20 protein-coding genes and 1 riboswitch are annotated in these 24918 nt (G+C 60.1%); of the genes, 10 read left to right on the top strand and 10 right to left on the bottom strand.

The genetic code is table 11. The features are described from left to right. Positions 1-31 precede the first annotated feature (31 nt). Positions 32-385: a cupin domain-containing protein gene (locus BJY26_RS03740; protein ID WP_179425808.1), complete on the bottom strand. Its 354-nt coding sequence runs from the start codon at positions 383-385 to the stop codon at positions 32-34. 318 nt (positions 386-703) lie between these two features. Between BJY26_RS03740 and rfbA the strand changes: the two genes are divergently transcribed. Continuing rightward, a complete protein-coding gene (gene rfbA, locus BJY26_RS03745; protein WP_179425810.1) occupies positions 704-1573 on the top strand; it encodes a glucose-1-phosphate thymidylyltransferase RfbA in 870 nt (289 codons plus the stop codon). Between the two features lie 31 nt (positions 1574-1604). On the opposite strand, the gene BJY26_RS03750 is transcribed toward rfbA, so the two are convergent. The 4 genes from BJY26_RS03750 to BJY26_RS03765 are packed head-to-tail and all read right to left on the bottom strand — an operon-like array spanning position 1605 to position 6718. After that, on the bottom strand, positions 1605-2993 hold the full coding sequence (locus BJY26_RS03750) for a sugar nucleotide-binding protein (protein ID WP_179425812.1): 1389 nt from the start codon (positions 2991-2993) through the stop codon (positions 1605-1607). Further along, complete coding sequence (rfbB, locus tag BJY26_RS03755) at positions 2990-3988, bottom strand: dTDP-glucose 4,6-dehydratase (protein ID WP_179425814.1); 999 nt, start codon at positions 3986-3988, stop codon at positions 2990-2992. The genes BJY26_RS03750 and rfbB overlap by 4 nt, the downstream gene beginning before the upstream one ends. Before the next feature lie 17 nt (positions 3989-4005). Next, positions 4006-4833: a glycerophosphodiester phosphodiesterase gene (locus BJY26_RS03760; protein ID WP_179425816.1), complete on the bottom strand. Its 828-nt coding sequence runs from the start codon at positions 4831-4833 to the stop codon at positions 4006-4008. 22 nt (positions 4834-4855) lie between these two features. Next, the gene (locus BJY26_RS03765; protein WP_179425818.1) at positions 4856-6718 is read right to left on the bottom strand and encodes a glycosyltransferase family 2 protein; all 1863 of its coding nucleotides are present in this window, start codon (positions 6716-6718) and stop codon (positions 4856-4858) included. A 153-nt stretch (positions 6719-6871) separates the two neighbouring features. Here BJY26_RS03765 and BJY26_RS03770 point away from each other — a divergent pair, with 153 nt between their 5' ends. Continuing rightward, complete coding sequence (locus tag BJY26_RS03770; protein WP_179425820.1) at positions 6872-7498, top strand: sulfotransferase family 2 domain-containing protein; 627 nt, start codon at positions 6872-6874, stop codon at positions 7496-7498. Here the strand turns inward: BJY26_RS03770 and BJY26_RS19335 are convergent. The 4 genes from BJY26_RS19335 to BJY26_RS03790 form a co-directional block, all read right to left on the bottom strand. Beyond that, positions 7495-8301, bottom strand: coding sequence for a CatB-related O-acetyltransferase (locus BJY26_RS19335; RefSeq protein WP_237249021.1), 807 nt, complete (start codon positions 8299-8301; stop codon positions 7495-7497). The genes BJY26_RS03770 and BJY26_RS19335 overlap by 4 nt on opposite strands. A gap of 111 nt (positions 8302-8412) precedes the next feature. Continuing rightward, complete coding sequence (locus BJY26_RS18950) at positions 8413-9531, bottom strand: C40 family peptidase (protein WP_237249022.1); 1119 nt, start codon at positions 9529-9531, stop codon at positions 8413-8415. Further along, positions 9529-9699, bottom strand: a riboswitch (cyclic di-AMP (ydaO/yuaA leader). It overlaps the preceding gene by 3 nt. Positions 9700-9783: 84 nt before the next feature. Next, complete coding sequence (gene wecB, locus BJY26_RS03785; protein WP_179429752.1) at positions 9784-10926, bottom strand: non-hydrolyzing UDP-N-acetylglucosamine 2-epimerase; 1143 nt, start codon at positions 10924-10926, stop codon at positions 9784-9786. Positions 10927-10945: 19 nt separating this feature from the next. Beyond that, the gene (locus tag BJY26_RS03790; protein ID WP_179425822.1) at positions 10946-11932 is read right to left on the bottom strand and encodes an LCP family protein; all 987 of its coding nucleotides are present in this window, start codon (positions 11930-11932) and stop codon (positions 10946-10948) included. A 170-nt stretch (positions 11933-12102) separates the two neighbouring features. On the opposite strand from BJY26_RS03790, the gene BJY26_RS03795 reads away from it, so the two are divergent. The 7 genes from BJY26_RS03795 to BJY26_RS03825 are packed head-to-tail and all read left to right on the top strand — an operon-like array spanning position 12103 to position 20412. After that, positions 12103-14025 carry a polysaccharide biosynthesis protein gene (locus tag BJY26_RS03795; protein WP_179425824.1) on the top strand — a complete coding sequence of 641 codons (1923 nt, stop codon included), beginning with the start codon at positions 12103-12105 and terminating at the stop codon, positions 14023-14025. Then, positions 14022-15071 (top strand): MraY family glycosyltransferase, encoded by a 1050-nt coding sequence (locus BJY26_RS03800; RefSeq protein WP_179425826.1) that lies wholly within the window; start codon positions 14022-14024, stop codon positions 15069-15071. Before BJY26_RS03795 ends, BJY26_RS03800 begins: the two co-directional genes overlap by 4 nt. Further along, complete coding sequence (locus tag BJY26_RS03805) at positions 15068-16303, top strand: glycosyltransferase family 4 protein (protein WP_179425828.1); 1236 nt, start codon at positions 15068-15070, stop codon at positions 16301-16303. Before BJY26_RS03800 ends, BJY26_RS03805 begins: the two co-directional genes overlap by 4 nt. Then, entirely contained in the window at positions 16300-18135 is a 1836-nt protein-coding gene (locus BJY26_RS03810) for a glycosyltransferase family 4 protein (protein WP_179425830.1), read from the top strand. The genes BJY26_RS03805 and BJY26_RS03810 overlap by 4 nt, the downstream gene beginning before the upstream one ends. Positions 18136-18177: 42 nt before the next feature. Then, entirely contained in the window at positions 18178-19053 is an 876-nt protein-coding gene (locus BJY26_RS03815; protein ID WP_179425832.1) for an ABC transporter permease, read from the top strand. Then, positions 19046-19951, top strand: coding sequence for an ABC transporter ATP-binding protein (locus BJY26_RS03820; protein WP_179425834.1), 906 nt, complete (start codon positions 19046-19048; stop codon positions 19949-19951). Before BJY26_RS03815 ends, BJY26_RS03820 begins: the two co-directional genes overlap by 8 nt. After that, the gene (locus tag BJY26_RS03825; RefSeq protein ID WP_179425836.1) at positions 19951-20412 is read left to right on the top strand and encodes a hypothetical protein; all 462 of its coding nucleotides are present in this window, start codon (positions 19951-19953) and stop codon (positions 20410-20412) included. Before BJY26_RS03820 ends, BJY26_RS03825 begins: the two co-directional genes overlap by 1 nt. A gap of 90 nt (positions 20413-20502) precedes the next feature. Here BJY26_RS03825 and BJY26_RS03830 read toward each other — a convergent pair whose 3' ends face one another. Beyond that, entirely contained in the window at positions 20503-21252 is a 750-nt protein-coding gene (locus BJY26_RS03830; protein WP_179425837.1) for a DUF6270 domain-containing protein, read from the bottom strand. Between the two features lie 101 nt (positions 21253-21353). Between BJY26_RS03830 and BJY26_RS03835 the strand changes: the two genes are divergently transcribed. After that, positions 21354-24917 carry a CDP-glycerol glycerophosphotransferase family protein gene (locus BJY26_RS03835; RefSeq protein WP_179425839.1) on the top strand — a complete coding sequence of 1188 codons (3564 nt, stop codon included), beginning with the start codon at positions 21354-21356 and terminating at the stop codon, positions 24915-24917. The last annotated feature ends 1 nt before the right edge of the window (position 24918 follow it).

The following is a 24918-nucleotide window of genomic DNA, read 5'->3' on the forward strand; positions in this document are numbered from 1 at the left end:
TCCGCTCCGGCGACGGCGCGGGCGGCGTGGATCAGCCTCGTTGCGGGTCGGGCCAGGCTCTGATCCCCGCGACAAAATTCGCAGGACCGGCCGCCACTATCAGGCGTGCCGGCTGGGTGCCGGGATTTGCTAGCGAGACTGCCTCGTCTCTCGTGATGTACACGGCATCGCCCACATGGACATCGACGGATTCTTCGCCTTTGACGACGCGGACGAAACCCGAGATTGGCGTCAAGATCACGTCCGAGCCGCTGTGCTTGTGGGTCGGCATTCCAGCTCCGGCCGGCACGTCGACTCGCACCATACCCACATCGGGACTTTCCGTTTCATCGCCGAAGTAGACAGTGACGGTCGGGCTGTCCGGCGCCGGCGGTTGACGGATCAAACCGTCACTTTCCCGACACAACTGCATGGTGTCATCCCTCCGTTCGTTCCTGCTCCATCAGCGTGCTTCCAGCCTATAATCGGGAAGCACGGATTTCCGCTGCCGTCAGCCAATATTTCCGAATACACCGCGCCGATTTGCACGCCGGCATGCTCGTGACCGGACCGTTGGACAGCCCGTCGGCAGCGTCACCCCGCCAGCGGTGAATGGATGCCCGGTTACTGGCCGGTAACCGGGCATCCGTCCACCCCTCGGCGACGCAACTCGCCAGTTGGTCGATAGCGATGCGAACGAACTTGCGCACGATAGCCTTGCCGTATGCGCGGAATCATCCTGGCCGGCGGAACCGGCAGCCGACTGCACCCGATCACTTTGGGCACCAGCAAGCAGCTCGTGCCGGTTTACGACAAGCCGATGGTCTACTATCCGCTTTCAACGCTCATCCTTGCCGGGATTCGGGACATCCTCATCATCACGACGCCCGAGGATTCGAGTCATTTCACGCATCTCCTCGGCGACGGAAGCGCTTACGGCATCGATCTGACGTACGCAACGCAGCCGGATCCCGGCGGACTCGCCCAGGCGTTCACCATCGGGGCCGATTTCATCGGTGACGACAAGGTGGCCCTTGCCCTCGGCGACAACATTTTTTACGGGCCGGGTTTGGGCTCGCAACTGCAACGATTTGCCGATGTGGACGGCGCGGCGGTGTTCGCGTACTGGGTCAGTAACCCGAGTGCGTACGGCGTCGTCGATTTTGACAACAACGGCACGGCGTTGTCGCTGGAAGAAAAACCGGAGAATCCCCGCAGCAACTGGGCAATTCCGGGCCTTTACTTTTACGACAATGACGTCATCGACATTGCCCGTACGCTCACTCCATCCGATCGCGGCGAGCTCGAGATCACCGACATCAACCGGCGTTATCTCGAACAGGGCAAACTCAGCGTGTCGCCTTTGCCGCGCGGCACTGCATGGCTCGACACCGGCACCATTGACGCGCTCCAGGACGCCGGTGCATACGTCCGTGCCGTACAAGCACGGCAAGGCCTCAACATCGGTTCGCCCGAAGAAGTGGCGTGGCGGCGCGGGTTCCTCACCGACGACGAACTACGCAAGCGCGCCGAACCGCTCGTGAAGTCCGGGTACGGCTCGTACTTGCTGGAATTGCTGGAAAAACCTCACTGAGCGAGTCGCCCGCTTCGACACGCAAACTCGCTCACCCCGCGAAAGGCTGCGGCGTATACCCGGTTGCCTTGATCTTGGCAAGATCGAGAGTGCTGAAGTGCGGGCGCGGCGCGTGTGCCTTATCGCCGAAATAGTCGGCAGTGCTCACCGGCGTGACGCGACCGGGATCGGCACCTACCTCGGCGAATGCCTCCTTGGCCACGTCCGCCCAGCTGACGGATGCCCCATCGTCCGACAGGTTGTACGTGCCGAACGGCGCACCCGAGTCGATCAGGTGTTTGATGCCGGCCGCCAAATTGTCGGTGTGCGAGAGCCGGCCGATCTGATCGTTGACGACACCCGGGTCGATGCCCTTGTCCGCAAGCGACTGCATGGTGCGCACGAAGTTGTTGCCGTCGCCGATCACCCAGCTGGTGCGCACGATATAGTGCCTGTCGAGTGTCGAAACGAGAACGTCGCCGGCGGCCTTTGTCTGTCCGTACACTCCGAGCGGACTGAACGGCTCGTCTTCGGAGTGCGTTTCCTTCGTGCCGTCGAATACATAGTCCGATGACACGTGGACGACCGTCAGGTTGTGCTCACGTGCCGCCAGCACCAATTGGCCGACGGCCGTGACGTTGGCCGACCATGCTGCGCGGCGGCCTTCGTCCGTTTCGGCCTCATCCACCTTTGTGTATGCAGCCGCGTTCAACACGGTGCCTACGCCGCGCCAATCCATGTCGGCGTACGCGTTCGGATCCGTGACGTCGAATTGCTCACGCGTGAGTGCTGTGGCGCCGGGGAACACTTCTTGCAGCGCCCTTCCGAGCTGGCCGCCAGCCCCGAGGATCAGAGTCTTCTTCGGGTTCATCGGCGTGACCTCGGCCAACATCGGATGTGCTTTGTCCTTGTCGGAAAGCTCCGCCTGAGCCAGGCCGATCGGCCAGGGAATGTCCACGGTCGGGTCGGCCAGGTTGAGGAACGTGTACTCGGTTTGCGCCTCGGCGCTCCAATGGTCGTTGACCAGGTAGCTGTACACAGTGTTCGGCTCGAGCGTCTGAAAAGCATTGCCGACGCCGCGCGGTACGAACACTGCGGTTCCGGCGTCCACTTCGGCCGTGTACACGGCGCCGAACGAGTCACCGTCACGCAAGTCGACCCAGGCGCCGAAGATCCTGCCGGCCGCCACCGAGACGAACTTGTCCCACGGCTCGGCGTGGATGCCGCGAGTGGTGCCGACCTTCTCGTTGAACGACATGTTGTTCTGCACCGGCCCGAAGTCCGGCAGGCCGAGGCCGACCATCTTTTCGCGTTGCCAGTTCTCCTTGAACCAACCACGGTTGTCACCGTGCACGGGGAGGCTGACGACTTTGAGGCCCGGGACCGGCGTGTCGGTGACCTCTAGGTCACGGCCGAACACCTGCCCGGCGGAGGCGCTCATTGACCCGCCTTTGCGTATTTCGCTTCGGTGTCGGCCTTATCGGCTCGCCACCAGTCTTCGTGCTCGCGGTACCAATCGATTGTTTGCGCCAGGCCCTGTTCGAAGCTGCCGAACCGTGGTTGCCACTCGAGTTCGCTGCGCAACCTGGTCGAGTCGATGGCGTAACGCAGATCGTGACCGGCTCGGTCCGTGACGAGATCGTAGTCACCAGCGTCCTTGCCGAATGCGTCGAGGATCAGCTCGACGACGTGCTTGTTGCTTTCTTCGCCGTCCGCGCCGATCAGGTAGGTTTCACCGATCTCACCCTTGTCGAGAATAGTCAGGACGGCGGAACTGTGGTCATCGACGTGAATCCAGTCCCGCACGTTGAGCCCCTGGCCGTACAGCCGCGGCCGGATGCCGTCCAGCACGTTCGTGATCTGCCGCGGAATGAATTTCTCCACGTGCTGGTAGGGCCCGTAGTTGTTGGAGCAGTTGCTGATCGTGGCGCGCAGGCCGAACGACCGCACCCACGCGCGCACGAGCAGATCCGAGCCCGCCTTCGTGGATGAGTACGGGCTGGAGGGATTGTAGGGCGTGCTCTCGGTGAACCGTTCCGGATCGTCCAACGCGAGGTCGCCGTAGACTTCGTCGGTCGAGATGTGGTGGAAACGGACGTTGTGCCGGCGAGCTGCTTCGAGAAGTGTGAAAGTGCCCACCAGGTTCGTTTGCACGAACGGAGTCGGGTCGCTGAGTGAATTGTCGTTGTGTGATTCGGCGGCGAAGTGCACGACGGCATCCGATTCGGCAATCAGTTGCTCGACGGTGTCGGCGTCGCAGATGTCGCCGACCACGAGTTTGAATCGGTCGGCGGGCAGCCCGTCGAGAGTGGCCCGGTTGGCGGCGTACGTCAGCTTGTCGAGGACCGTTACCTGATCGTCCGTGTGGTCCAGCGTGTACCGGACGAAATTGGACCCGATGAATCCGGCGCCGCCGGTGACCAGAAGTTTGCGCATTCCTCAAGCCTACTGGTCTACCCGTAGTGCGCCTTACTCAGCTTCCACGGGTTGTTGGTGAAGACGCCGACCGCTCCGGCCTTGAATTGGCGGCGGGCGTCGCCGACGGTGTTGACGGTCCATGCAACGGGTTTCAGTCCGGCATGGACGGCACGTTTCACGGCGTCCGGCGGGAGGCTTTCGTCATACCCCCAGTACGTAATGCCGTCGCTTTTTGCTGCCTTGAATTTGTCGTCGGACGGTGCGTCCGACGACAGCCACAGCGTTGGAATGTCTTTGGCGGCCGCGGCGACCGCAGCCTCGTAATAGAACGATTGGACTATGACGTCGCGTTGTAAATCTCGCTTCACTATTGACTCGATGAGCGCATTCTTCGCGTCCTTGGACTTGATCTCCGGCACGAGAAGGTGTTTGCCGCCGAACTTGTCCAGCACTTCCTTGAGCTGTAGCGGTTTTACCGGCTTGCCGCCGGGCTTGATCGGCTTGATCCGCATTTTCTCCCACTGCGCCAGGGTGAGATCTTTGACCTTCCCGTGCCCCGTCATGGTCCGGTCGGCTGTGGAGTCGTGAATGATTACCGGAGTGCCGTCTTTCAGGAGTTGCACGTCCTGCTCGATGGGGAATCCTGCCTTCGCATCGGCGTCGTACGCTTCCATCGAATGTTCCGGATATCGGGCTGCGCCGCCGCGGTGTGCGATGAAGAACGGGGGTTGAAGTTTGTCGGCCAGCCCCGTACTCTGCGTCGGCGTCACGTCTCTTCTGTCTTCGCTGCACGCGACCAGAAGGCCGCCTGCTGCCGTGAGAGCGGCGCCGAGTGCAACACGCCGCGTGACGATTTCGCTCATGCTTCGCACTGCCATGGCGCGCTCAGGATTTTCTCCCGGTATTTTTCGAATTTCCGAATATACGGCGTAGCAGGCCGAGTCGACGAGGGGCTTCCTGCCGCTGAGTCTGTTGTACGCGCAGTCCGGCCGCGCCCTTTCCATGCGATGTTCTCAGGTTCAGGTGCGCGTGATCGTGCTTCTGTGAAAATTCGGCCGTCAGCAGTCCGCCGCCCTCGGATGCGATGATCCGGCCCGCAACCGACTCGTAATCAGCGCCGTCGTGCGACTCCGCCGTGACGTCAACCGGTAAATCCGCGGACTCCGGGGTTGTATGCACTGGAAGCGTCAATCGGAGCTCGGGTCCGAACGCCTCACCCACGTTCGCTAGTTCACCTGCAAGTTCCAGCGGAAGTGACTTAACTTTCTGTGCCATGTCAATGCTGAAGTTTCCAGCGTCCGTCCGATATGGAATGACGATACGCGGCTTATCGCCGACGATCGCCGAAGTCATATCCACGCCGGCAGCCACAGATACGCGCTTCGTTTGCCGCGCCCACCCCCAGTGGGTCATCCGGGTGTATAGATCCCACACGCCACCCTTTACTGTGCCGACGTCGACCTTCACCTGATACGTATAATCAACGGCGCCCGCGCCACCAGGTACTCTCCGACCGGTAGGGGACGCCATGCATTCAACACTCGTACCGTCACCACGCTTGCGGACTGTGAATGTCAGATCGGCATCTTCCACCTCCTCAGTAACGCGTCGCGCTTCAGACGAGACACCGTCGATCGGAATCGACAAGTACTTGTCGCGCTCGTCGGCCAACAATTCGACGGGCGCCCCGTCCGGCGTCCGCGACACGACATGCACGGTGAGCAGTACAGTTCCGTCGACCCAACGAGCCGAAGTCGCCTCGGCGAGCGTTGAAATTCCCAATTCGAACTCTGACAAGGCGACGAGGTCGTCGAAACGATCAGCGCGCAAAAGCTCGCCTCGAACTCGGAACAGCGCTGTGAGCGGACGCCAGATTTCCGGATCGGTGAAGCGCTCCCGCGCAAGCTCGTAAATTTCGCGATAAATTGCACGACGATACTTGTCGTCGTATCGGGCAAAAGGCGTGCCTACGCGCTTCAGCATCTCGGTGCGGTACCAGCGCCGGAGCAGCACATTGCGCCGCGGCCCGGGCTCCGTAAGGCATTCGACCGCGTCGATCGCTTCACGCAGATTGTCGAAGTAGCCGGCCGGATCGAGCTGCTGGAAGCCGGCGTTTGCCTCGTCCTCGCGTTTAATGTGGTGATAGCACGAGTAATCCGACAAAACCGAAATTCCGTCAGCCTGTAAATACGCTTTTGTGCAAAAGAGGTGATCTTCCAGCCGCCGTTTGCCTTCGGGGAAGCGGATTCCGTGAGCACTCAGGAATTCGCGCCGAAACATCTTGTGCGGCGTCATGCTTTCGACGATCGGTGCGGTCTCGATGTCGGCGTGTTCGTAGTTTCGCCGGAATAGCGTCGTGGGCACACGGCGTCCATGCCCCTCGATCTTTCCGATGACGACGTCGGACTTGGTGCGCACGCCCATGTCATACATGCGTTCAAGAGCTTCCGGGGCAAGCCAGTCGTCGTGATCGACAAAATAGATGTATTCGCCACGGGCCAGTTCCGTACCGATGTTGCGCGGCTTGCCGGGCCAACCCGAGTTCGGGATGTGCTCGACCCGCACGTTTTCTCGTTCCGCAGCCAACTGGTCGAGTCGCGCGGGCGTTTCGTCGCTGGAACCGTCGTCGACAAAGATCGCTTCGTACTCGTCGTCTGACATCGTCTGCCCGATGATCGAGTCGATCAGCGGCTCAATGTATTCGCCGGTGTTATAAACAGCAACGACGACACTGACCTTGGTTGTCATATGGCTCACTAGGATCGGGAGCAACGTGGGCGATGTGCCGGAAAACAGGCACGCGTCCAGTTTACGGTAGCAACCTGCGGATCCTGTATTCTCGGTGCAAGCTCCGCCGGGCGATTCGACGCCTGAAATCCCGTTCAACGAAAGGCAACGTCAGTGCCGGTATTCAAAAATGGCGACAAGAACGTCCTGTTCATCCATGTACCCAAGACCGGCGGGACGTCGGTGGAAAAAATCTTCACCGACAGCGGCTACGAGAAGTATCTCTACGACAAGTCCTACGGCAAGGATTCTCCCAATTATCTGCGGCGTAGCTCACCGCAGCATCTGCATGCGGAGCTTCTGCGTGCCACGCTTCGGCTGAACCGGTTCGATGTCATATTCATGACGACCCGCGAGCCGATGGCCCGGTTCAAGTCCGAATACGCTATGCGCAACAAGGAGAACCTCGAACCCGCCAATCAGCGGGTCGAGGAATGGACCGACAGCGCGTTCTCGAAGTACATGGCTGATCCGTTCGTTCACGACAATCACCTGCGACCGCAATCGGAGTTCTATCTGCCCGGCTGCATCGTCTACCGACTCGAGGACGGCCTCGAATCAATAGTGAACGACCTCAACACCAAGCACGGTTTGAACTTGAGCTCCGATATCCCGCGATCCATGGACCGGCAGAAACGAAGCGGGCACTCCAGCAAGGACGTCGTTGTGCCGGAAAACGTAGAACGCCGTGTCAAGGAATTCTATTACGACGACTTCGCAAAGTTCGGGTACGAACTCTAGGAGTTGCTCGGCCGCGTCTCGGTCGCCGACAGCGCGATTGACGCAAACGGATACTTTTCGACACGGCCTGCGGAAATATCGTCGAGTAACTTGCGAGTGTCCGTCAGCTGCTCGGCGAATAGCGAACGTGGATCGTATTCCCACCACCGACTGGCGATCAATTCGTGCGCTCGGGACTCATCGAATCTGTATCGGATGATGCGGCCCGGGTTTCCGCCAACAATTGCATACGGCGGCACGTCTTTCGTAACCACGGCTCCAGCGGCGATGACGGCTCCGGTTCCTATCGTGATGCCCGCGGCCAGGGTAGCGCCGTCACCGATCCATACGTCGTGACCGATCTCCGGGTAACGCAATTCTCCGTACGGGTGGAAGGATTTGGCGTGCTCGACAATCGGATCAGTCATGAAATCGGCGAACAGCGGGTTCTTCGTGCGAAAAGTTATCGCCGATGTCGTGATCAGATTCAGCGGATGATGCGAGTCGATGAATCTCAGTCCTCGCGAGATCGAGCAGAATCTGCCAATCACGATGCTTTCGGGTAGCGCCGAATACGAGTAGCTAAACGCGCCGATACTGCACAGGCCGGATGTGTGCCGTCCCCCAGCCATCGCGCGATACTTGCCGCCGAAGAGCCCCGAGTTCTGCTCGATCGTCACGGGTCCGTGCAAGACAATTTCTTGGCCCGCCGCCAACCAGCCATATTTGCCGTCCGCTACCGACAGGTTCTTTCGATGCAAATAGACGCGATGACTCTGTAGTTCGCGCAGAAATTCTTCAGTGATCGTGAATTTTTTAGCCACACCTCGAACAGTACAAACCGCCTCTCGGAGTTTACTGCGTAAGCACGCTGAAATTCCTGCAGAGTGGCTGCACAGGCAGCGGACCCCGAGAGCGCGGTTTGCGACAAGTGTTTACGGCAGCACCCTGACGTACTTGAGGGGCTTCATCCAGCTGAACGTGCGATGAATGGTGTCGACGCGGGTGTTTCCGGCGTCGTACATCTTGCCGTGGCCGTCATAGATGCCCACATGCGACGACGTGGCCACCAGGTCCCCTGCCTTCGCTTTCGACTTCGAAATGATCTTCCCGGCCGCGCGTTGTCCCGAAGCACTGTGGGGCAGGCTTACACCCACCTTTTTGTACACGTACCGGGTGAACCCGGAGCAGTCCCATCCGGTCGAAGGGCTCGTCCCGCCGTACCTGTACTTGGTGCCCACGTACTTCTTGGCGAGTTTGATGACCTTTTCGCGCTTCGTGGTCGGCGACTTCTTGACGTGCACCGTCGGCTTACCGGCTTTCCGCCACTTCGCCTTGGAGATGGTGCGGTTTTCCATCAGGCCGTCGTAGTGGATCGTCGACTTGCCCGAGTACCGCCAGAAAGTGTCGCCCGGGAAGTGCTTGACCTTTTTCACGTGCGGCTTGCCGTACCTCTTGAAAGTGGCGGCGGATATGTGGCTGCCGTGCCCCTTGCGGAGATTCGTCATATAGGCGACCTTCGGGCTCCAGGACAGCCGCTCAAACCCATGGTTCGAGTACGTTTCGATGTGGCCGAGACTCGCTGCCTTGGAGTTGGAATACTGCCACTTGTGGTATCGACCCGATGGGCTTAAGAGCATGATCTGAGACGACGTGCCCCAACGGACGAACCGGCTGCCGGGCAGATAGGTGGTCGCCTTTCGAATGTGCGGTCGGCCGGCCCGCTTGTATTCGGAAGCTGTCAGGTGAACCCAGGAATTCGGGCCGGGCCAGTTGGTGTCGGCAATGACCGCCGTGTCCCATCCGTACTTGTAGTACTTCGCGTGGACCTTGATCAGCTTGTGGTGCCGTCTGGCTTTCTTCCACTGCGGATACGTCAGCTTGACGCGCGTGGTGCCGGTGACCTTGTAAATGGCCTTGGAATATTCGGCCTTCATATACTTCGCCGACGATGCGTAGGCGTCGACCGGAAGACCGGCCACGGCGCCTACGGCAAGAACGAGTGTTCCAACGGTAAGCGCGCGCATGCGCCTGAGGGGGTGTCGCAATGTCATAGTGCTCTCCGAAGCCTGCGAAGTTAGCTGTCGGGTTCGGGCTGGAGTTGCCCGGCGGAACTCGTCCGCTTCACCCCGTTGGCGGCCATGCCGTCAAGTTGGGTTCCCCGCCGCTGCCGTCATCACTAATCGACCGGTTGGAACGGCAGCGTTCGGCTTTTCCGTCCGGGCCCACCTCTTCGGTGCGATGGGCAGAACTAACTTAGCGCACTTTCAATGCAAATGGACATGCCGATCGAGATGAATTTGAAATCATTCCGTGACCGAATGGTTGAAATCGGCCATCCGGGATCCCACGCCGAGATACTCGGCGATTGCCGCTGCGCAGCGCGGAGCAGCGAATCCGTCGCCATACGGATTGGCCGCCTTCGACATCTCGGCATACGCGTCCGGGTCGTCCAACAACTGCGAAACTTCTTTGACGATCCGCTCGCGATCGGTGCCGATCAGTTTGACGGTTCCGGCCTCGACGGCCTCGGGCCGCTCGGTGCTATCGCGCATCACCAGCACCGGTTTTCCGAGCGACGGAGCCTCTTCCTGCACGCCGCCGGAATCGGTCAGGACGATGGTGCTCTCGGCCAAGAGGTGCGTGAACTCCCGGTAATCGAGCGGCTCGACAACCGTGACATTCGAAAGATTCTCGAGATGCGGCAGCATCGCCTCACGCATCACGGGACTGCGGTGAGCCGGGAACACGATGCGCAATTCCGGCCGCTCGGCGGCGAGCTGTCGCAGTGCTCTGCCGACGTTCGACATCGCGTCGCCGTAGTTCTCTCGGCGATGAGTCGTGACGAGCAGCAACGGCCCGTCACGGCGGATCGCGGCCCGCAGCTCCGGCGCCGTGAACGCAGCCGGCGCTTTCACGACAGTGTGCAAAGCATCGATGACGGTGTTGCCCGTGACGACGATCTCGCCGTCGGGAACTCCCTCGCGAATGAGATTGGCTCGGCTGGATTGTGTGGGCGCAAGATGAAGCGAGGCGATCTGCGTGGTGACCTTGCGGTTGATTTCTTCGGGAAACGGCGAATACCTGTGACCGGACCGCAGCCCAGCTTCAAGGTGCACGACGGGGATCTTCTCGTAGAACGCCGCAAGCGCGGCAGCCGTCGACGTGCCCGTGTTCCCTTGCACGACAACGGCGTCCGGACGAACCGTCGCAAACAAGCTGCTCAGTCCGGCGAGAGCCTTCGCCGTGATCGCCGACAGCGTCTGCCTCGGGGAATGGATATTCAAATCGTGATCCCCGGCAATTCCGAACAAGTCGTTCACCTGGTCGAGCATTTCGCGGTGCTGGCCGGTCACCGTGACGAACACGTCGAGCTCCGGGCCCTCACGCAGCAAGGCAATCAGTGGTGCCATTTTGACCGCTTCGGGGCGGGTGCCGTAGATCGGCATGATCAACGGCGCGGCGCGTTCAGGCAAAGTCGGCCATCGAGTCGTTGTTCAATGCGTGCGTGAGTTCGGTCATGGCGTCGGGATCGGCCTTCACGATGGAAGCGCCGGAGTCCGACCGTCCCGGAGCCCCGTGCGGGGCGGTCAAGAAGTCGACGTGGTTCATGGTGATCTTGCGCATGCTCCACCCGAGCGCCACCATCGATTTGGGGGTAAAGGCCGAGTCGACGGTGAGGTACGGGGCAAGGGTCTGCACGAGCTTCGACACTTTGTCCGGCCTGCCGAGCGTGTCCTTATTGAGGACGGCGCGCAATACGCCCCGCAGAAATGCCTGCTGATTGCGCATCCGCTGGAAACCGCCGTCCTTGAACGCGTGCCGTTCCCGCACGAACGACAAGGCTTCCGCGCCGTCCAACTTCTGCCGGCCTCGCTCGAATGTGAAATCACGCGTTGTGAATGACTGGGATACGTCGACGGTGACGCCTCCAAGCTGTTTCGTCAGCTTCGCGAACCCATCGAAATCGATCATCGCTACATGGTTGATTGGCACTCCGGCGACATCTTCGACGGTCCGCACCGCAAGCCGCAGTCCACCGTAGGCAAGCGCTGCATTGAGCTTGGCTTTGCCGTGGCCCGGAACATCCACCCAAAGATCGCGAGGAAACGAGATCACATAGGCGTGCGTGTGAGCCTCGTTCATGTGCAGCAGCATGATGACGTCGGCCCGCTGCCCCTTGATCCGCGATCCTTCGGGGCGCTCGTCGGACCCGAGGAGCAAAATGTTCTCGACGCCGCGGGCCCGGTCATCGTTCTTGTGCGCGTCGTGTGACAGGGCATCGGACACGTACGTCGTGTTGGATTGAATGGTGTGCTGCAGCGACCAGGCGTACCCGCCCGATACCGTGACCGCTGCTGCGAGAACGACGACCAGACAGACCGTCAGCGTCCAAAACGTCCGCCGCGAGCGCCGGTTCGAATGCCGGGCTCCGCGCACAGCACCGCGAGGCACAGGCGAGGATCCGGGTTGCGCTGGGTCGCGGTGGGAGGGCACTGTCGTAGTATAGCGACGGGACAGACTACACCTGCAAACCGTGGCGATACTGTATTCTAAATGGGTCGTTCATTGAATTCTTGATGAATTGCGGGAATTCTTTCATCAATTGCGGAGGCTATCGGAACGTGTCGCGCGAGGCGCCAACTGGACCGCGAGGCACGCGTAGCTCACTGAGCGCCCTCGGAAAGTTCTGGCGCAGCGACTTCCGCATCGTCCTCGATCTCATTGCCTGGCTGATCAGTCTGGGCATGGTGGCCAGTGTCCGCTACGACATGGCCGATGCATGGGCAAATCACACCGGTCTGCTCACTGCGGCAGCAATCGTCGTAGTCCTTCACCTCGGGCTCGGCATGTTCTTGGTCTATCGCGGGCAGTACCGTTACGGCTCAACGGATGAGCTGATCGGCTTGGCCACGGTCGTCGGCATCACCACGGCCGTCCTGCTGGTCGTGGCCTTGTTGTTGCCGGCACCGCGAATTGTGCCTCTGTCGGTACCGCCGGTCGCGGGGGCGGTCGCGCTGGTGCTGATCGTCATCGAGCGGTGGGCCGGCAAGCGGATGCGCGACACACACCGTCCCACGACCCACCGCGTCGAGATCCAACGCGCCATCATCGTCGGCGCGGGCGACGGCGGCCTGACGGCGGTTCGCATCATGCACGGCGACGTGCATTCGAAATACCGGCCGGTCGCGCTCCTCGACGATGACCTCGCCAAGCGCTACTTGCGCATCGACGGCGTCCACGTCATGGGCCGGCTGTCCGATCTGGAGCGCGTGGCGACAGCGCTGAATGCGGACGTCGTCGTGTTCGCGATTCCCACAGCCGGCAAGGAAGTCCTCAACGCAGCCGCCGATACCGCTGCCCGGCTGAAGCTGAAATTCAAAGTACTGCCCTCGTTCAACGAGTCGGCGCTGCAGACGTCCCGCGGCTCCCTGGCTGGGACGGCCGACGTGCGGCCGATCGGCCAGTTCCGCGATGTGTCGTTGTTCGACTTGATCGGCCGGCATCAGATCAAGACGGATGTCGAGCAGATTTCGCAATATCTAGCCGGCAAGACGGTGCTGGTGACCGGCGCCGGCGGTTCGATCGGTTCGCGGCTCTGCGCCGAGATTTCGCGGTTTGCCGTGAAACGGCTCGTCATGACCGACCGTGACGAGTCGGGCCTGCACTCGGTCGAGCTCGGTATCGGCGGCAGGGCACTGTTGACGTCGCCCGATTTGGTCCTCGGTGATCTGCGCGACTCGGGTTTCATCCCGCAGCTTTTCGCATCAGCGCAGCCGGACGTCGTGTTCCATGCCGCGGCGCTCAAGCATCTTCCGCTGCTCGAGTCGTTCCCCGAAGAAGCCGTCAAAACCAACGTCCTGGTCACCGATCGGCTTTTGACGGAGGCGCGTAGACACCGAATCGACAGGTTCGTGCACATCTCGACCGACAAGGCCGCAGAGCCGACAAGCGTTCTCGGCCTGACAAAGAGGATCGCCGAACGCCTCACGGCGACCACGAACGACGACGAGCTGCCGGGTACGTATCTATCGGTACGTTTCGGCAATGTGCTTGGATCCCGCGGGTCCGTGTTGACCACCTTTGCGTCGCAGGTCGCGTCCGGGGGGCCTCTTACCGTGACCGACCCGCAGATGCGCCGGTATTTCATGACCGTCGACGAGGCGTGCGAGCTCGTCGTCCAGGCCGGCGCGATCGGGGCCAGCCGTGAAGTGCTCGTGCTCGACATGGGCGAACAAGTGTTGATCGAAGACCTGGCCCGGCGTATGGCGGAAATGGGCGGCCATCCCGAGATGGCAATCGAATACACCGGACTGCGCCACGGCGAGAAGCTGCTGGAGAAACGTCTGAGCAAATACGAAGCCGACAGCCGGCCGTCGCATCCACAAGTCTCCCAAGTGCCGGTGCCGCCGTTTACCGACAACGTGGTCGAGAGGTTGTCGTACATGGTCCGGCAGCCGATGACCGAGGACGTGCGCCGGGAGCTTGTGAAAGAACTGAACATTGCCAGCAGGATCGGCCTGGACCGATCACGATCGCCCCGATGATTCTCGCCTTCCTGGTCGCCGGCACCGTCGCTGCAGTCGTTACCGCGCTCACTCTCGCCGTCGCCGTGCCCCAGTTGAACAAGCACGGCATCATCGACGTTCCGTCAGACCGCTCGTCGCACGCCGCACCCATCACGCGCGGCGGGGGCATCGCACCAGTCATCGGCGTCGTAACGGGCATCATCGCCGGCTGGCTGACGTTGTCGACGGCAATGAGCCTCATGCAAACCGCGGCGGCGCTCATGATCGCCGTGTCGACGATCGTCTTCGTGCTGGTTTTCGCCGGGTTCGGATTCGCCGAGGACGTGCTGGGACTCCACGTCGGCTCACGGCTCGCACTCCAGTTGGTGGTCTCTGCGTTCTTTGCCGTCGAACTCATCGTGTGGAGCGGGCATTCGTGGGCGTGGTTGCCGATCATCGCCGTGTCCAACGTAGTCGGCGTGAACTTCACGAACTTCATGGATGGCATCAACGGGATCACGTCGCTCTTCGCTGCGGTGGCCGGAGCCTGGTTCCTGATCGTCGAGATCCACGGCGGCGAGCCCACCTTGGCGTGTATTTCACTCGTGTTGCTGGTGGCGGCTCTCGTGTTTCTCCCCAGCAATGCGCCGCGGGCGAAGGTGTTCATGGGCGATGTCGGCAGTTACGGAATCGGCGCAGCGGTGTGCGCAGTCGTGTGCTGGCTGATCTTCACCGGGGTCAGTCTGCCCGTGGCGCTGGCGCCGGTCGTCCTTTATCTGTCCGATGCGGGATTCACGCTGGTACGGCGGAGCATCGGCCGCGAGAACCTTGCCGATGCCCATCGCACTCACGTCTATCAGCGCCTGACCGACTTGGGGTATCCGCACATTGCCGTCACGCTCATGACTGTTGGCGTTTCGATGGCGCTCTGCACCCTGAGCACGGCATTCCTGTTCAATGCTCCGGTCATCCTGCGCCTGCTGGCGATCGTGACCGGCGCCATCATCGTCGTCGCCTATCTGGCGTCGCCGCGTTGGCTGCGTCCCGTCGGACGGCGGCATCGGCAAATCGGGGTGCGCGCATGAAAATTTTGCTGGTAACCAACTATTACGAGCCGGAGGTCGGAGCACCGCAACGACGCTGGGCGAACTTGGCTCAGCGATTCACGGCGGCCGGCCACCAGCTGTGCGTTTTGGCTCCGGTTCCGCATTACCCGAGCGGTACCGCTTCCGAGAGCACCTTGCGCGCGCACCCCGTCGGCCGTCTGAAGAACGGCAATCACGGCGAAACGATAGTGCGGGTGCCTTTTCGTGAATATTCGGAGTCGATGGCATCGCTCTTGCTCGACCAGGGAGTCAACTCCGCCGGCTCCGTCGCGCAGGCCGCCCGATGGTTTTCCGGCACCGGACGACGTCCCGACGTCGTGATCGCATCGATTCCGGGTCTACCGACGATGCTGGCCGGGCAGGCGATTGCTCGGCTTTTTCGCATCCCGCTCGTCGCCGAGATGCGCGATGCGTGGCCGGACTTGATCAGCGACGGCGGCCTCCTCCGTGGGCTGATGCGAGGAGTTCCGGGCGCCGAACGGCTTGAAGGTGCGATGATGTCGTTCTTCACCTGGCTGCAGCGGCACTCAAGCCTCGTCGTGACGACCACCGAGTCTTTTGCCGGTGCACTGCGTTCTCGCGGCATTGCCCAGACGGTCGCGGTGCGGAATGGTTCCGAAGTTCCGGCCGTCGCCGATCACCGCGAAGCTCCGCGGTCCCCCGACGAATTCCACGCTCTTTATCTTGGAACAGTGGGTCGATCGCAGGATCTCGACACCGCGGTGAGGGCCGCCTGTCGTGCCGCAGATCTCGGCACGCCGATCACGTTGCGCATTGTGGGTGCGGGAGCGTCGTCAGCGGAGCTTCGTCGGCTGGCAAACGAGCTCAACGCGCCGGTCGAATTCAGTCCGCCGGTTGAGCCGGAAGAACTGTCGCGGGCTTATGCGTGGGCCGACACCCATATCGTGTCCCTGCGTGATTGGCCGGCTTTCGGCATGACTGTGCCGTCGAAGCTCTACGAGGTCATGGGCACAGGGCATCACGTCAGCGGAGTGCTCACCGGCGAGGCGGCGCAGATCGTGAACGCGGCAAGGGCCGGAGACGTCGTCACTCCCGGCGACCATCGGGCACTTGGCGATTTGTGGGCGAAACTGCACGCCGACAGGTCACGGCTCGCAGCCGACCGCCACGGGCGTGCGTGGATCGCCGCACACGCCGATTACGATGCGCTCGCAAGCCGATACCTCAATATTCTTGAGGAGCTCGTATGACAGCGACTCCCGGCAGCCGTCTCACTCCCGGCGAATTGGCGCGCAATACGGTGATCACGGCGCGTCTGGTCGGCGAACACCTTCACGACGACCCGATGATGCTCCTCTTTCAATCCACGAGGCGGCTACCCCGGCGGATCGTCCGACCGATGGCTGCCATAGCGAAGCGGCTGGCAAACGTGACGAAGCGGCGCGGCGGTCTGGCGTTCGCCGCGTGGGCCGCCGGTAACGACGGCGAGGCGCAGCAAATTGTTGCTGCAGGGCTCGAGTCGAGGGCGGCGAGTCGAGGCCCGGAACACTCGCGCGACACTCGCTGGCTGGGCGAGATCGCCTTGCAGCTCGGGCTTGCCGACGCTGCCGAACAATATGCGGCGATGCTGGCACCCGAATCGCGGGCCGGCAGGGGGCTTCGCTCGCGCCTGCGATGGTATCGGGGCGACATGTCCGGGGCTCTCGGCGCTCTCAGCGGTACTTCTCGCAGTGAGAGCCGCTCGCGACGTCGACTGGCCTCCGAGATCGCGACGATGGATGCCGGATGGTCCCCGTCGTTGGTTGAGCGAGGAGCTTACGACGAGTCGAAACCCGACGACGCGAAAACCCGCATCCTCCATCTCCTCACCAATTCGCTCCCCCACACTTTCAGCGGCTACACCATGCGCTCCCATGCCGTACTTCGCGCGCAAGCCGCAGCCGGCATGCAGCCAACTGCCGTGACTCGCCTTGGTTACCCGGTGGCAATCGGTGCCCCGCTTGCCAATACGCTCGATATCGTCGACGACATCGACTATTACCGGTTACTGCCGGCAAAGATGGCGGAAACTCCGGCCGCGCGGCTTCAACAGCAAGCGACGCTTCTGGCTCAATTGGTTGACGACTTACGCCCCGGCATCCTCCACACGACGACGCACTTCACGAACGCGCTGGTAGCCAAAGCCGTTGCACGCAGCCGCGGGATCCCGTGGGTGTACGAAGTGCGGGGGCTGCTCGAGGACACTTGGGCGGCCGGACGTGCGGATCCGGTGGCCGCACTGGAGTCCGAACGCTACCGAGCATTCAAAGCCAAAGAGACCGAATGCATGCTCGACGCGGATCTCGTCGTCACCCTCGGCGCGCCAATGCGTGATCTACTCATCGAGCGAGGCGTACCGGCCGACAAAACGATAGTGGTGCCGAATGCGATCGACGATCGGCTACTGGACTTCGACGACATCGCACCGGCGGAGGCGCGGGCCGCGCTTGACCTCCCCCGCGACGGTATCTGGGTCGGCACTGTCAGCAGTCTTGTCGACTACGAGGGTCTGGACACGCTGGTCGACGCCGTCGCCTCGGCACGAACGTCCGGGCGCGACGTCCGGCTTTTGATAGTCGGTGACGGAGTGTCGCGCAGCCGGCTGATGCAAAAAGCACAAGACGCCGGGCTGGGCACGGCGGCCGTGTTCACCGGGCGAGTACCGAAGTCGGCGACCCCTGACTACTTCCGCGCGCTCGACGTGTTCTGCGTGCCCCGCCGGGATCTGCCGGTATGCCGGATGGTGTCGCCACTCAAGCCGGTCGAAGCCATGGGCATGCGTCGTCCACTGATAGTCAGCGATCTGCCGGCGCTAGCCGAGTTAATCGACGATGGTCGCAACGGAATTGCCGTAGCCCCGGATGATGCAGCAGCTTTCGCACACGCGATCGCAAAGCTCGGTGACGATCCAGCCGTGCGCCGTTCGATGGGCGAATCCGGGCATCGGCAGGTGCGACAACAACGAACGTGGTCGCAAAACGCAGCGAAATACCAGCGCGCGTACGAATCGCTGCGGCCAGCGATAGCACGGACTGCACGATAAGCTTGGCCGACACTGAAAACATTCGAGAAGAAGAGATACGGATTGAGTTCGACTGACCCGAAGACGTGGCACCCCAGCGTCACGGTCGATGTCGCGGGTCTTCAACCCATCGGCCGCCGACCGAGCCTGCCCACATATATTCGTCGGCTCTGGCAGCGCCGCTTCTTTATTTACGCCGAAGCACGGTCGAAACTGCTCAGCAGCACGCGGCAAAATATCCTCGGCAATGCATGGTTGATCCTCGACCCCATCATCAGCGGGGCAGTCTACTTCGTGATCTTCGGTCTCGTACTGCACACCAGCCGCGGAATCGACGATTTCATCGGGTATCTCGTCATCGGCGTGTTCTTGTTCAAGTACACGACACGGTGCCTGACGTCCGGCGCGGGGTCGATTCGTTCAAATCGTGCCATGATCAAGGCGTTTTCTTTCCCGCGCGCGTCGATACCGATCACCGTGATCATGCGCGAGGTGCTCAACCTGGTGCCGATTGTCATCGCAATGCTGCTGATCATCCTCATCGCGTCGCCCCGCGAAGAGATCACGTGGCGGTGGGCTCTTTTAATTCCCATTTTGGCGATTCAAACGGTCTTCAACTTGGGGATCGCCCTGTTCGCAGCTCGCCTGGCGTCGATGATCCCCGACGTCGAACAATTACTGAAGTACCTCAGCCGCTTTTGGCTTTACGCCTCGGCCGTGTTTTTTTCGTACGATCGCTTTGAGGGTCACCCCCTGATCCTCGCAGCGACGGACCTCAACCCGGCGTTCAATTTTCTCGACATGACCCGCGACTCGTTGCTTTACGCCACGACCCCGCACCTTTCGTCTTGGCTGCTGACAAGCGGTTGGGCGCTGGGTATGGCCATCGTCGGGTTCGTCTTCTTCTGGCAGGGCGAAGAAAGCTACGCCCGTGATTGACGACATCCTCAAACCTCCCGTGACGGTCGCAGTGAATGATCTGCACGTGACATTCCGCGTCCCGACGTCACAAAAGCCCAAGCCGTCAGCCGGCGCTCTCAGGAGAGTCGGCCGGCTCGCCGGGCTTAGCCCGCGAGCTACGGTGCTGGCTCTTCGCGGACTGTCGTTCGTGGCCCGCGAAGGGGAATCGGTGGGTATCGTCGGGCAGAACGGTTCCGGAAAAAGTACGTTGCTGCGGACGATGGCCGGGCTGCAGCGGCCGAGCCGCGGAGAGGTGCATGCTTCCAGCGAGCCAGTGCTCCTCGGGGTGAACGCTGCGCTGCAGCAAGAACTGTCCGGCGTTGCCAATGTCCGTCTCGGCCTACTGGCGATGGGGATGACGCCGGAGCGCGCTGATGCGACGATCGGCGAAGTCATCGATCTGGCCGGAATCGGTGACTCCATCCATCTGCCAATGCGCACGTATTCATCGGGGATGGCGGCTCGATTGCGGTTTGCGATCGCATGCGCATCGAAGCCGCACATACTGCTGATCGATGAGGCATTGAACACCGGCGACGCGGCATTCAAGGAACGCAGTAAGCAAAGCATGGACGAGCTACGCCGGCAAGCAGGAACGGTATTCATCGTCAGTCACGCGGCCGAGACGATCCAGGAGATGTGCACGCGAGCGATTTGGCTCGACAAAGGCGACTTCGTCATGGATGGCCACGCCGAGGAAGTAGCCTTGAAATACCGCTGGTGGGCTTGGAATATCGCAAAGGGAAAGCCCAAGAAGGCAAACAGACTGTTGAACAAAGCTAAAGCCGAGGGCAAAATGACTGCCGTCTATCTCAATCGTGAAATCGTCGAAGACGACGACCTTGCGCCTCGTCACGCTTTGAGGGCGCGGAAATAATGACACATCGTGCTGTGCTCGTGTCGTCTGTTGCCGCAGCATGGTTCATCGCGGTGATCATTTTGGTGATACTGGGCCTATACGGGTGGGCAATTGCCTTGCAAGCAATCGTCGTCGTCGCACTCGCTCTTGCTTGGTTGCACGAAGCGTCACGAAATCGAGCGGCGATTTCAACAGCGTTGCGCAATGTTCGTCGGGTGGCCGAGTCATCGAAGCGGTACGCGGACAGTCACGTCGAGCGTGGGCATCAAGAGACCGAAGCGATGCGCGGCGAAATGGAAGACCTTTCCCGTCAGGTCCGTGCCCTTCAGTCGTTGGTCAAGACGACCGATAGGAAGGTCATCGACGGAGATTTTCTCGCCACGCTGGACGACGGGCTCTCGCGGCTTGGCGTAAGGATGCTCAAGCTGGAAAGACGGGTCCAGAAGCAACGTCAACGGGTCAACAAATCCGCCGATTAAGCGAGGACATCTGCTCGCTCGGTCGACAGTTGAGGGAGGAGCCCTTCGTCTCGCTGGCGCTCGCTCAGGACGACCTCTGCGGAGTCGAAATCAAGCAAGCGAGCGGCTCTCAGCCCCAGCGCGCTGCAGCATCTGAGAGCTGATGTCGTCGTAGTACTCAGGCACATAGTGAAATGGCGCAAGTCCCCAACGCTGATCCGGATCGGCCAGCAAATTCGCGTGATCGGCTTCAATGGTCGTGATCCGATCGCCGAACCTCTTCTCAATCATTGCGTAATCAATGCGCAAGCCGCCATTCACACTATTCACGAAGTCGCGCACGCGCGCAGTAAACGCAGTATCACCATTAACGGACTGATCCGTCAGCCACGCTTTGTGCAGCACGATCGGCATAGTCGGCAGCCTCTTGAGGATGTCACCGAATTCACGCGCGAATAATTTGGCAAAGAGCTTGTGACGCCGCGCTGTGCCATATTGCAAAATTTCATCGGAGCAATCTCGGATCATTCGACCAAAGCCGCAACGATCCCACTGCTCCGACTCAGTAAACCAGCCGTTGCCAACCCGATGAACCGCTAGACGCTCGTCGACTAGATCTAAGTAAAGTATGTCCGGCTTCGAACGTCGAAACGCATCACTTAACGTCTTATACGCATCCAAACGCATGAACCTGCCATATAGCGGAGGGTTCACATTGAACGTATCGACCGGTCCAGGCCAGGCCACGCTGCCTTGGGATATCCAGCTCGTACGCGCGAAGTAATCGATCTCCCCAAACTCACTACGTCGAAATTCGGCCGAGTCTCGGGTGACGCAGCTGCCCACGATCGATATGTTCACCTGCACCTCCAACCGACGCTACAACGATAGAATGGCACATTGCATCCACGTCTTCCTCCGAAATTTCGAAAGGCAACACCTTGTCCGAACGGGCGAACACCGTGAAGCACCTTCTCAAGGATAGCTATTCGTGGCTGCGGAGGAAACTCGATCCGCGCCGGTCAACGGGTGCATCGTCTCGTGTACACAACGAAGTGAATAGCGCTCAGGACGATCTGATATCAATAATTGTCCCGACCTACAATGTTGAAAAATATCTGGAGCGATGCCTAAACGGAATTTTCAATCAAACTTATCGAAACCTTGAAATCATAGTTGCCGACGACGGCTCCACGGATACGACACTCGATCTCGCCCACCGTTTAGCGCGCTCCGACCATCGGGTAAAAGTTCTCGAATTACATCATGCGGGAAACGGTTCAGCGCGCAATTCGGCGATTGCCGTAGCCAACGGACGATTTCTCGCCTTTGCCGATGCAGACGATTCAATGCCAACGGATGCGTATGAAAAACTGTGGAAGACACTTCGTACGACCGGTTCTCAATTTGTCGTCGGCTGCTTCGCCCACGTGGATACATCTAATATGTGGCGCCCGAAGTTCGCCGACGATGTGCACCGCTCGACTCATCACTCGATCCAACTCGGCGATTGCCCTTCAATTATGCAAAATATTTTTTTGTGGGACAAAATGTTCCGTCGCGATTTCTGGGATCGATGCGTTGCTCCGATTCCGGCGCGGACGCTTTACGAGGATCAAGAAGCCGTTATGCGTGCGTTTTTTGGTGCGGAGAATTTCGACGTCATTCCGGATACGGTATATTTTTGGCACAGCCGACCGGATCAAACGTCGATCACACAACAAAAGGGAGATGTTACCGACCTAGCTAATCGACTCGAAGTCGCGCTCACGGTGACGAAGCTCGCCAGCGCTCGAGCTTCGGAAACAGTTTGGCAAGCATGGCTGACGAAACTATTTCAGTGGGATCTGAGTCCGTACTTCAAGCAGATACCGAAATCTTCGGAGGAGTATTGGAACGCATTGGTGACCGGAATTCGACGTGTGGTTGATTTCGTCGGGAACCAAATTTGGGACACTGTCCAGCTCCATGACCGCTTGCTGTTATCGGCGATATGCGAGTCAAACAGACATGACGCTGAAACTATAGTGATCGATCGTGAGGAGAACGGCACCGACTACCACGTAAGTTATGATTTCGGATCATACATCGGAATTCCCGGCTATTTGTTGCGGCTAAGCGACCGACCGGCCGCTTCGCTTTTGGAAATCCGTAAAATCGACCTGGATTTGGTAAGTCAAGTCGACGAGATACATTGGTCGCGCGCAGGGTTACTGGAAATAACCGGATTCGCATTTATTCGGAATTTTGATACCGCCAATTTTCCACAAAATTTGACATTTTCGTTGCGGGACGCGAACAGCGATCAAGTCATCGAATTATCTCATCGGTCGATAGCCTCACCGGACATCGATCAGATCGCAGGCGACGCGTGGAATTGTTACGCGCGTTCGGGGTTCTCGCTGGCCATCGACGTTTCGGCGATCGACCGATTAGATCAGGAGGCAACGCCCAAGCCGCGTTGGCGTCTCCACGTTACCGTTACCTGTGGCGACAAATGCACCGAAGGCCTGATGCGCTCGCGCCACCCCGAAACTGCCGGTGGCGCCATTCCGCTCGACGATTGCATCGGTACTCATCGTTTGGTATGCCAATTTTCGAAAGACGACGGACTCTTTCTCGAGCGCGTTCGTTATGCGCACATTGCGACGGCCGTCGACATGTACGATCAGTTTTTTCGCCTTACTGTCAGGCATCCAACGGGAAATCCACCGGCAGGCGTCCTTGTTGGCGCCGACGAAATCGCGGTAACCGATTCGATTCAGCTGACACCGAACGAATGCATCGTGACGGTCCGTTTCCCGTCAGTTCACTTGGGCACTGGGCGCTCCGAATCCAAAAGCACTCTCAAGCTCATCACGAGCGACGGACGCACCCACCTCATCGCGTGGGCGCACTCGTCGCAAAAACTCGTTGAAGAATCGCCGCTGCATCGACCATCCCGGCTCTCGGCGACCGGGTACGGCTATTTGCAATTGATGCGGGCCGGCGCCCGCGGGATCGTGACAAGCGCGACCCTCGCCACCGACGAAGACGCTCTGATTGTGCGCGGTGAGACAAGCGTCGACGATGCGGAATCCGATCCTACTTTCTCGTTGATTACCTCTCGGAGGAAGCTTCACGCCAGTTCAACTGCCGTCGAACAAGACGGGCGATTCACTGCCCGCTTCGAACTGACCGAAGACAAGTGGCAGCTCGGCGTAGCCGTCGTAGATTCTGGTGCGTACGTTTTTCAAATCAGCGGCGGCGAAGTGCCGTTCACCGTCATACCTGACTTCGCTAAGGAGCTCCCCCTGACAACACTTCGCCCCAGGTACCGGCTCACAATCACACGAAAACAGCCCAACGACGCGTTGGTGGTCAAAATTGGAGCACCGCTCGCCGACTACGAACGCTCGGCTCTAGGCCGCCGACGCATACGGGAAATCTTCCAAACAGCCACCGATGAAACGGAACTCAGTGATTCGATTCTCTTTGAATCGTTCGGTGGAACAGCAGCAACGGACAGCGTGCGAGCTCTATTCGACGAATACGTCAGATCAGGCGACCAGAGAACGAAATATTGGGTCGTCCGAGATTACTCAGTCATCACTCCACCCGGTTGCGTGCCGATCATCTACAACTCGGCAGCGTATGTCCGGGCGCTCAGTGGCTGTTCGACGCTCGTCAACAACAACACTTTCCCGCACTACTTTCGGAAAAGCCCGGGCCAACGATATGTGCAGACATGGCACGGCACGCCGTTGAAGCAGATCGGCTTCGACACGCCGCTCACACAAATATCCAACTCGTACCTGGACATCCTCACTCGCGAATCAACTTATTGGGATCTACTCATCGCACAGAGTCCCGTTGCGGCCGATTTGTTGCGGCAGGCATTCGGCTACACGGGCGCCATTGCGGCGCGGGGCCTTCCGCGAAACGATTCATTCTTCGGAAGCCATGCTGATTCCATCCGCCGCGATACACGCCATTCGCTTGGAGTCTACGACGATCAACAGATGGTCCTATACATGCCGACTTGGAGAGACCACGCTATCGACCCGTATGGACGACACGATTTTGTCTCGACAATCGATTTCGAGGCATTGCGAAGGGCAGTCGGTGCGCAATACGCGTTTTTTGCCCGTGGCCACCACACCACCATCGAAAGTGTTCGGCACGACGTGCTCGACGTCACCGACTTGACGACGTATCCCGATGTCAGCCGGCTGCTGCTTGCGGCCGACATTCTCATTTCGGATTATTCTTCAGTGATGTTCGACTTCGCCATTACGGGAAAACCCCTTATTCAATACATTCCCGATTTCGACGATTATGTCACGACGTCGCGATCGCTCTACGAAACGTCAATGAAGTCAATCGTCTGGCCCAAAGCCTATTCTCAATCCGATCTTGAGCGCCTCGTACTCCGTTCGACCGGAATGAGACCTTTTGAAATGTACTCGCCCGAACGGTCTCCACTTTTCCACCGATCGAATTTCGAGCCCACCAGTAGGTCCGTGCTCGAGCGCTTTTCAGTATGAC

It is taken from the genome of Spelaeicoccus albus, assembly GCF_013409065.1.
GTDB classification, from domain to species: domain Bacteria; phylum Actinomycetota; class Actinomycetes; order Actinomycetales; family Brevibacteriaceae; genus Spelaeicoccus; species Spelaeicoccus albus.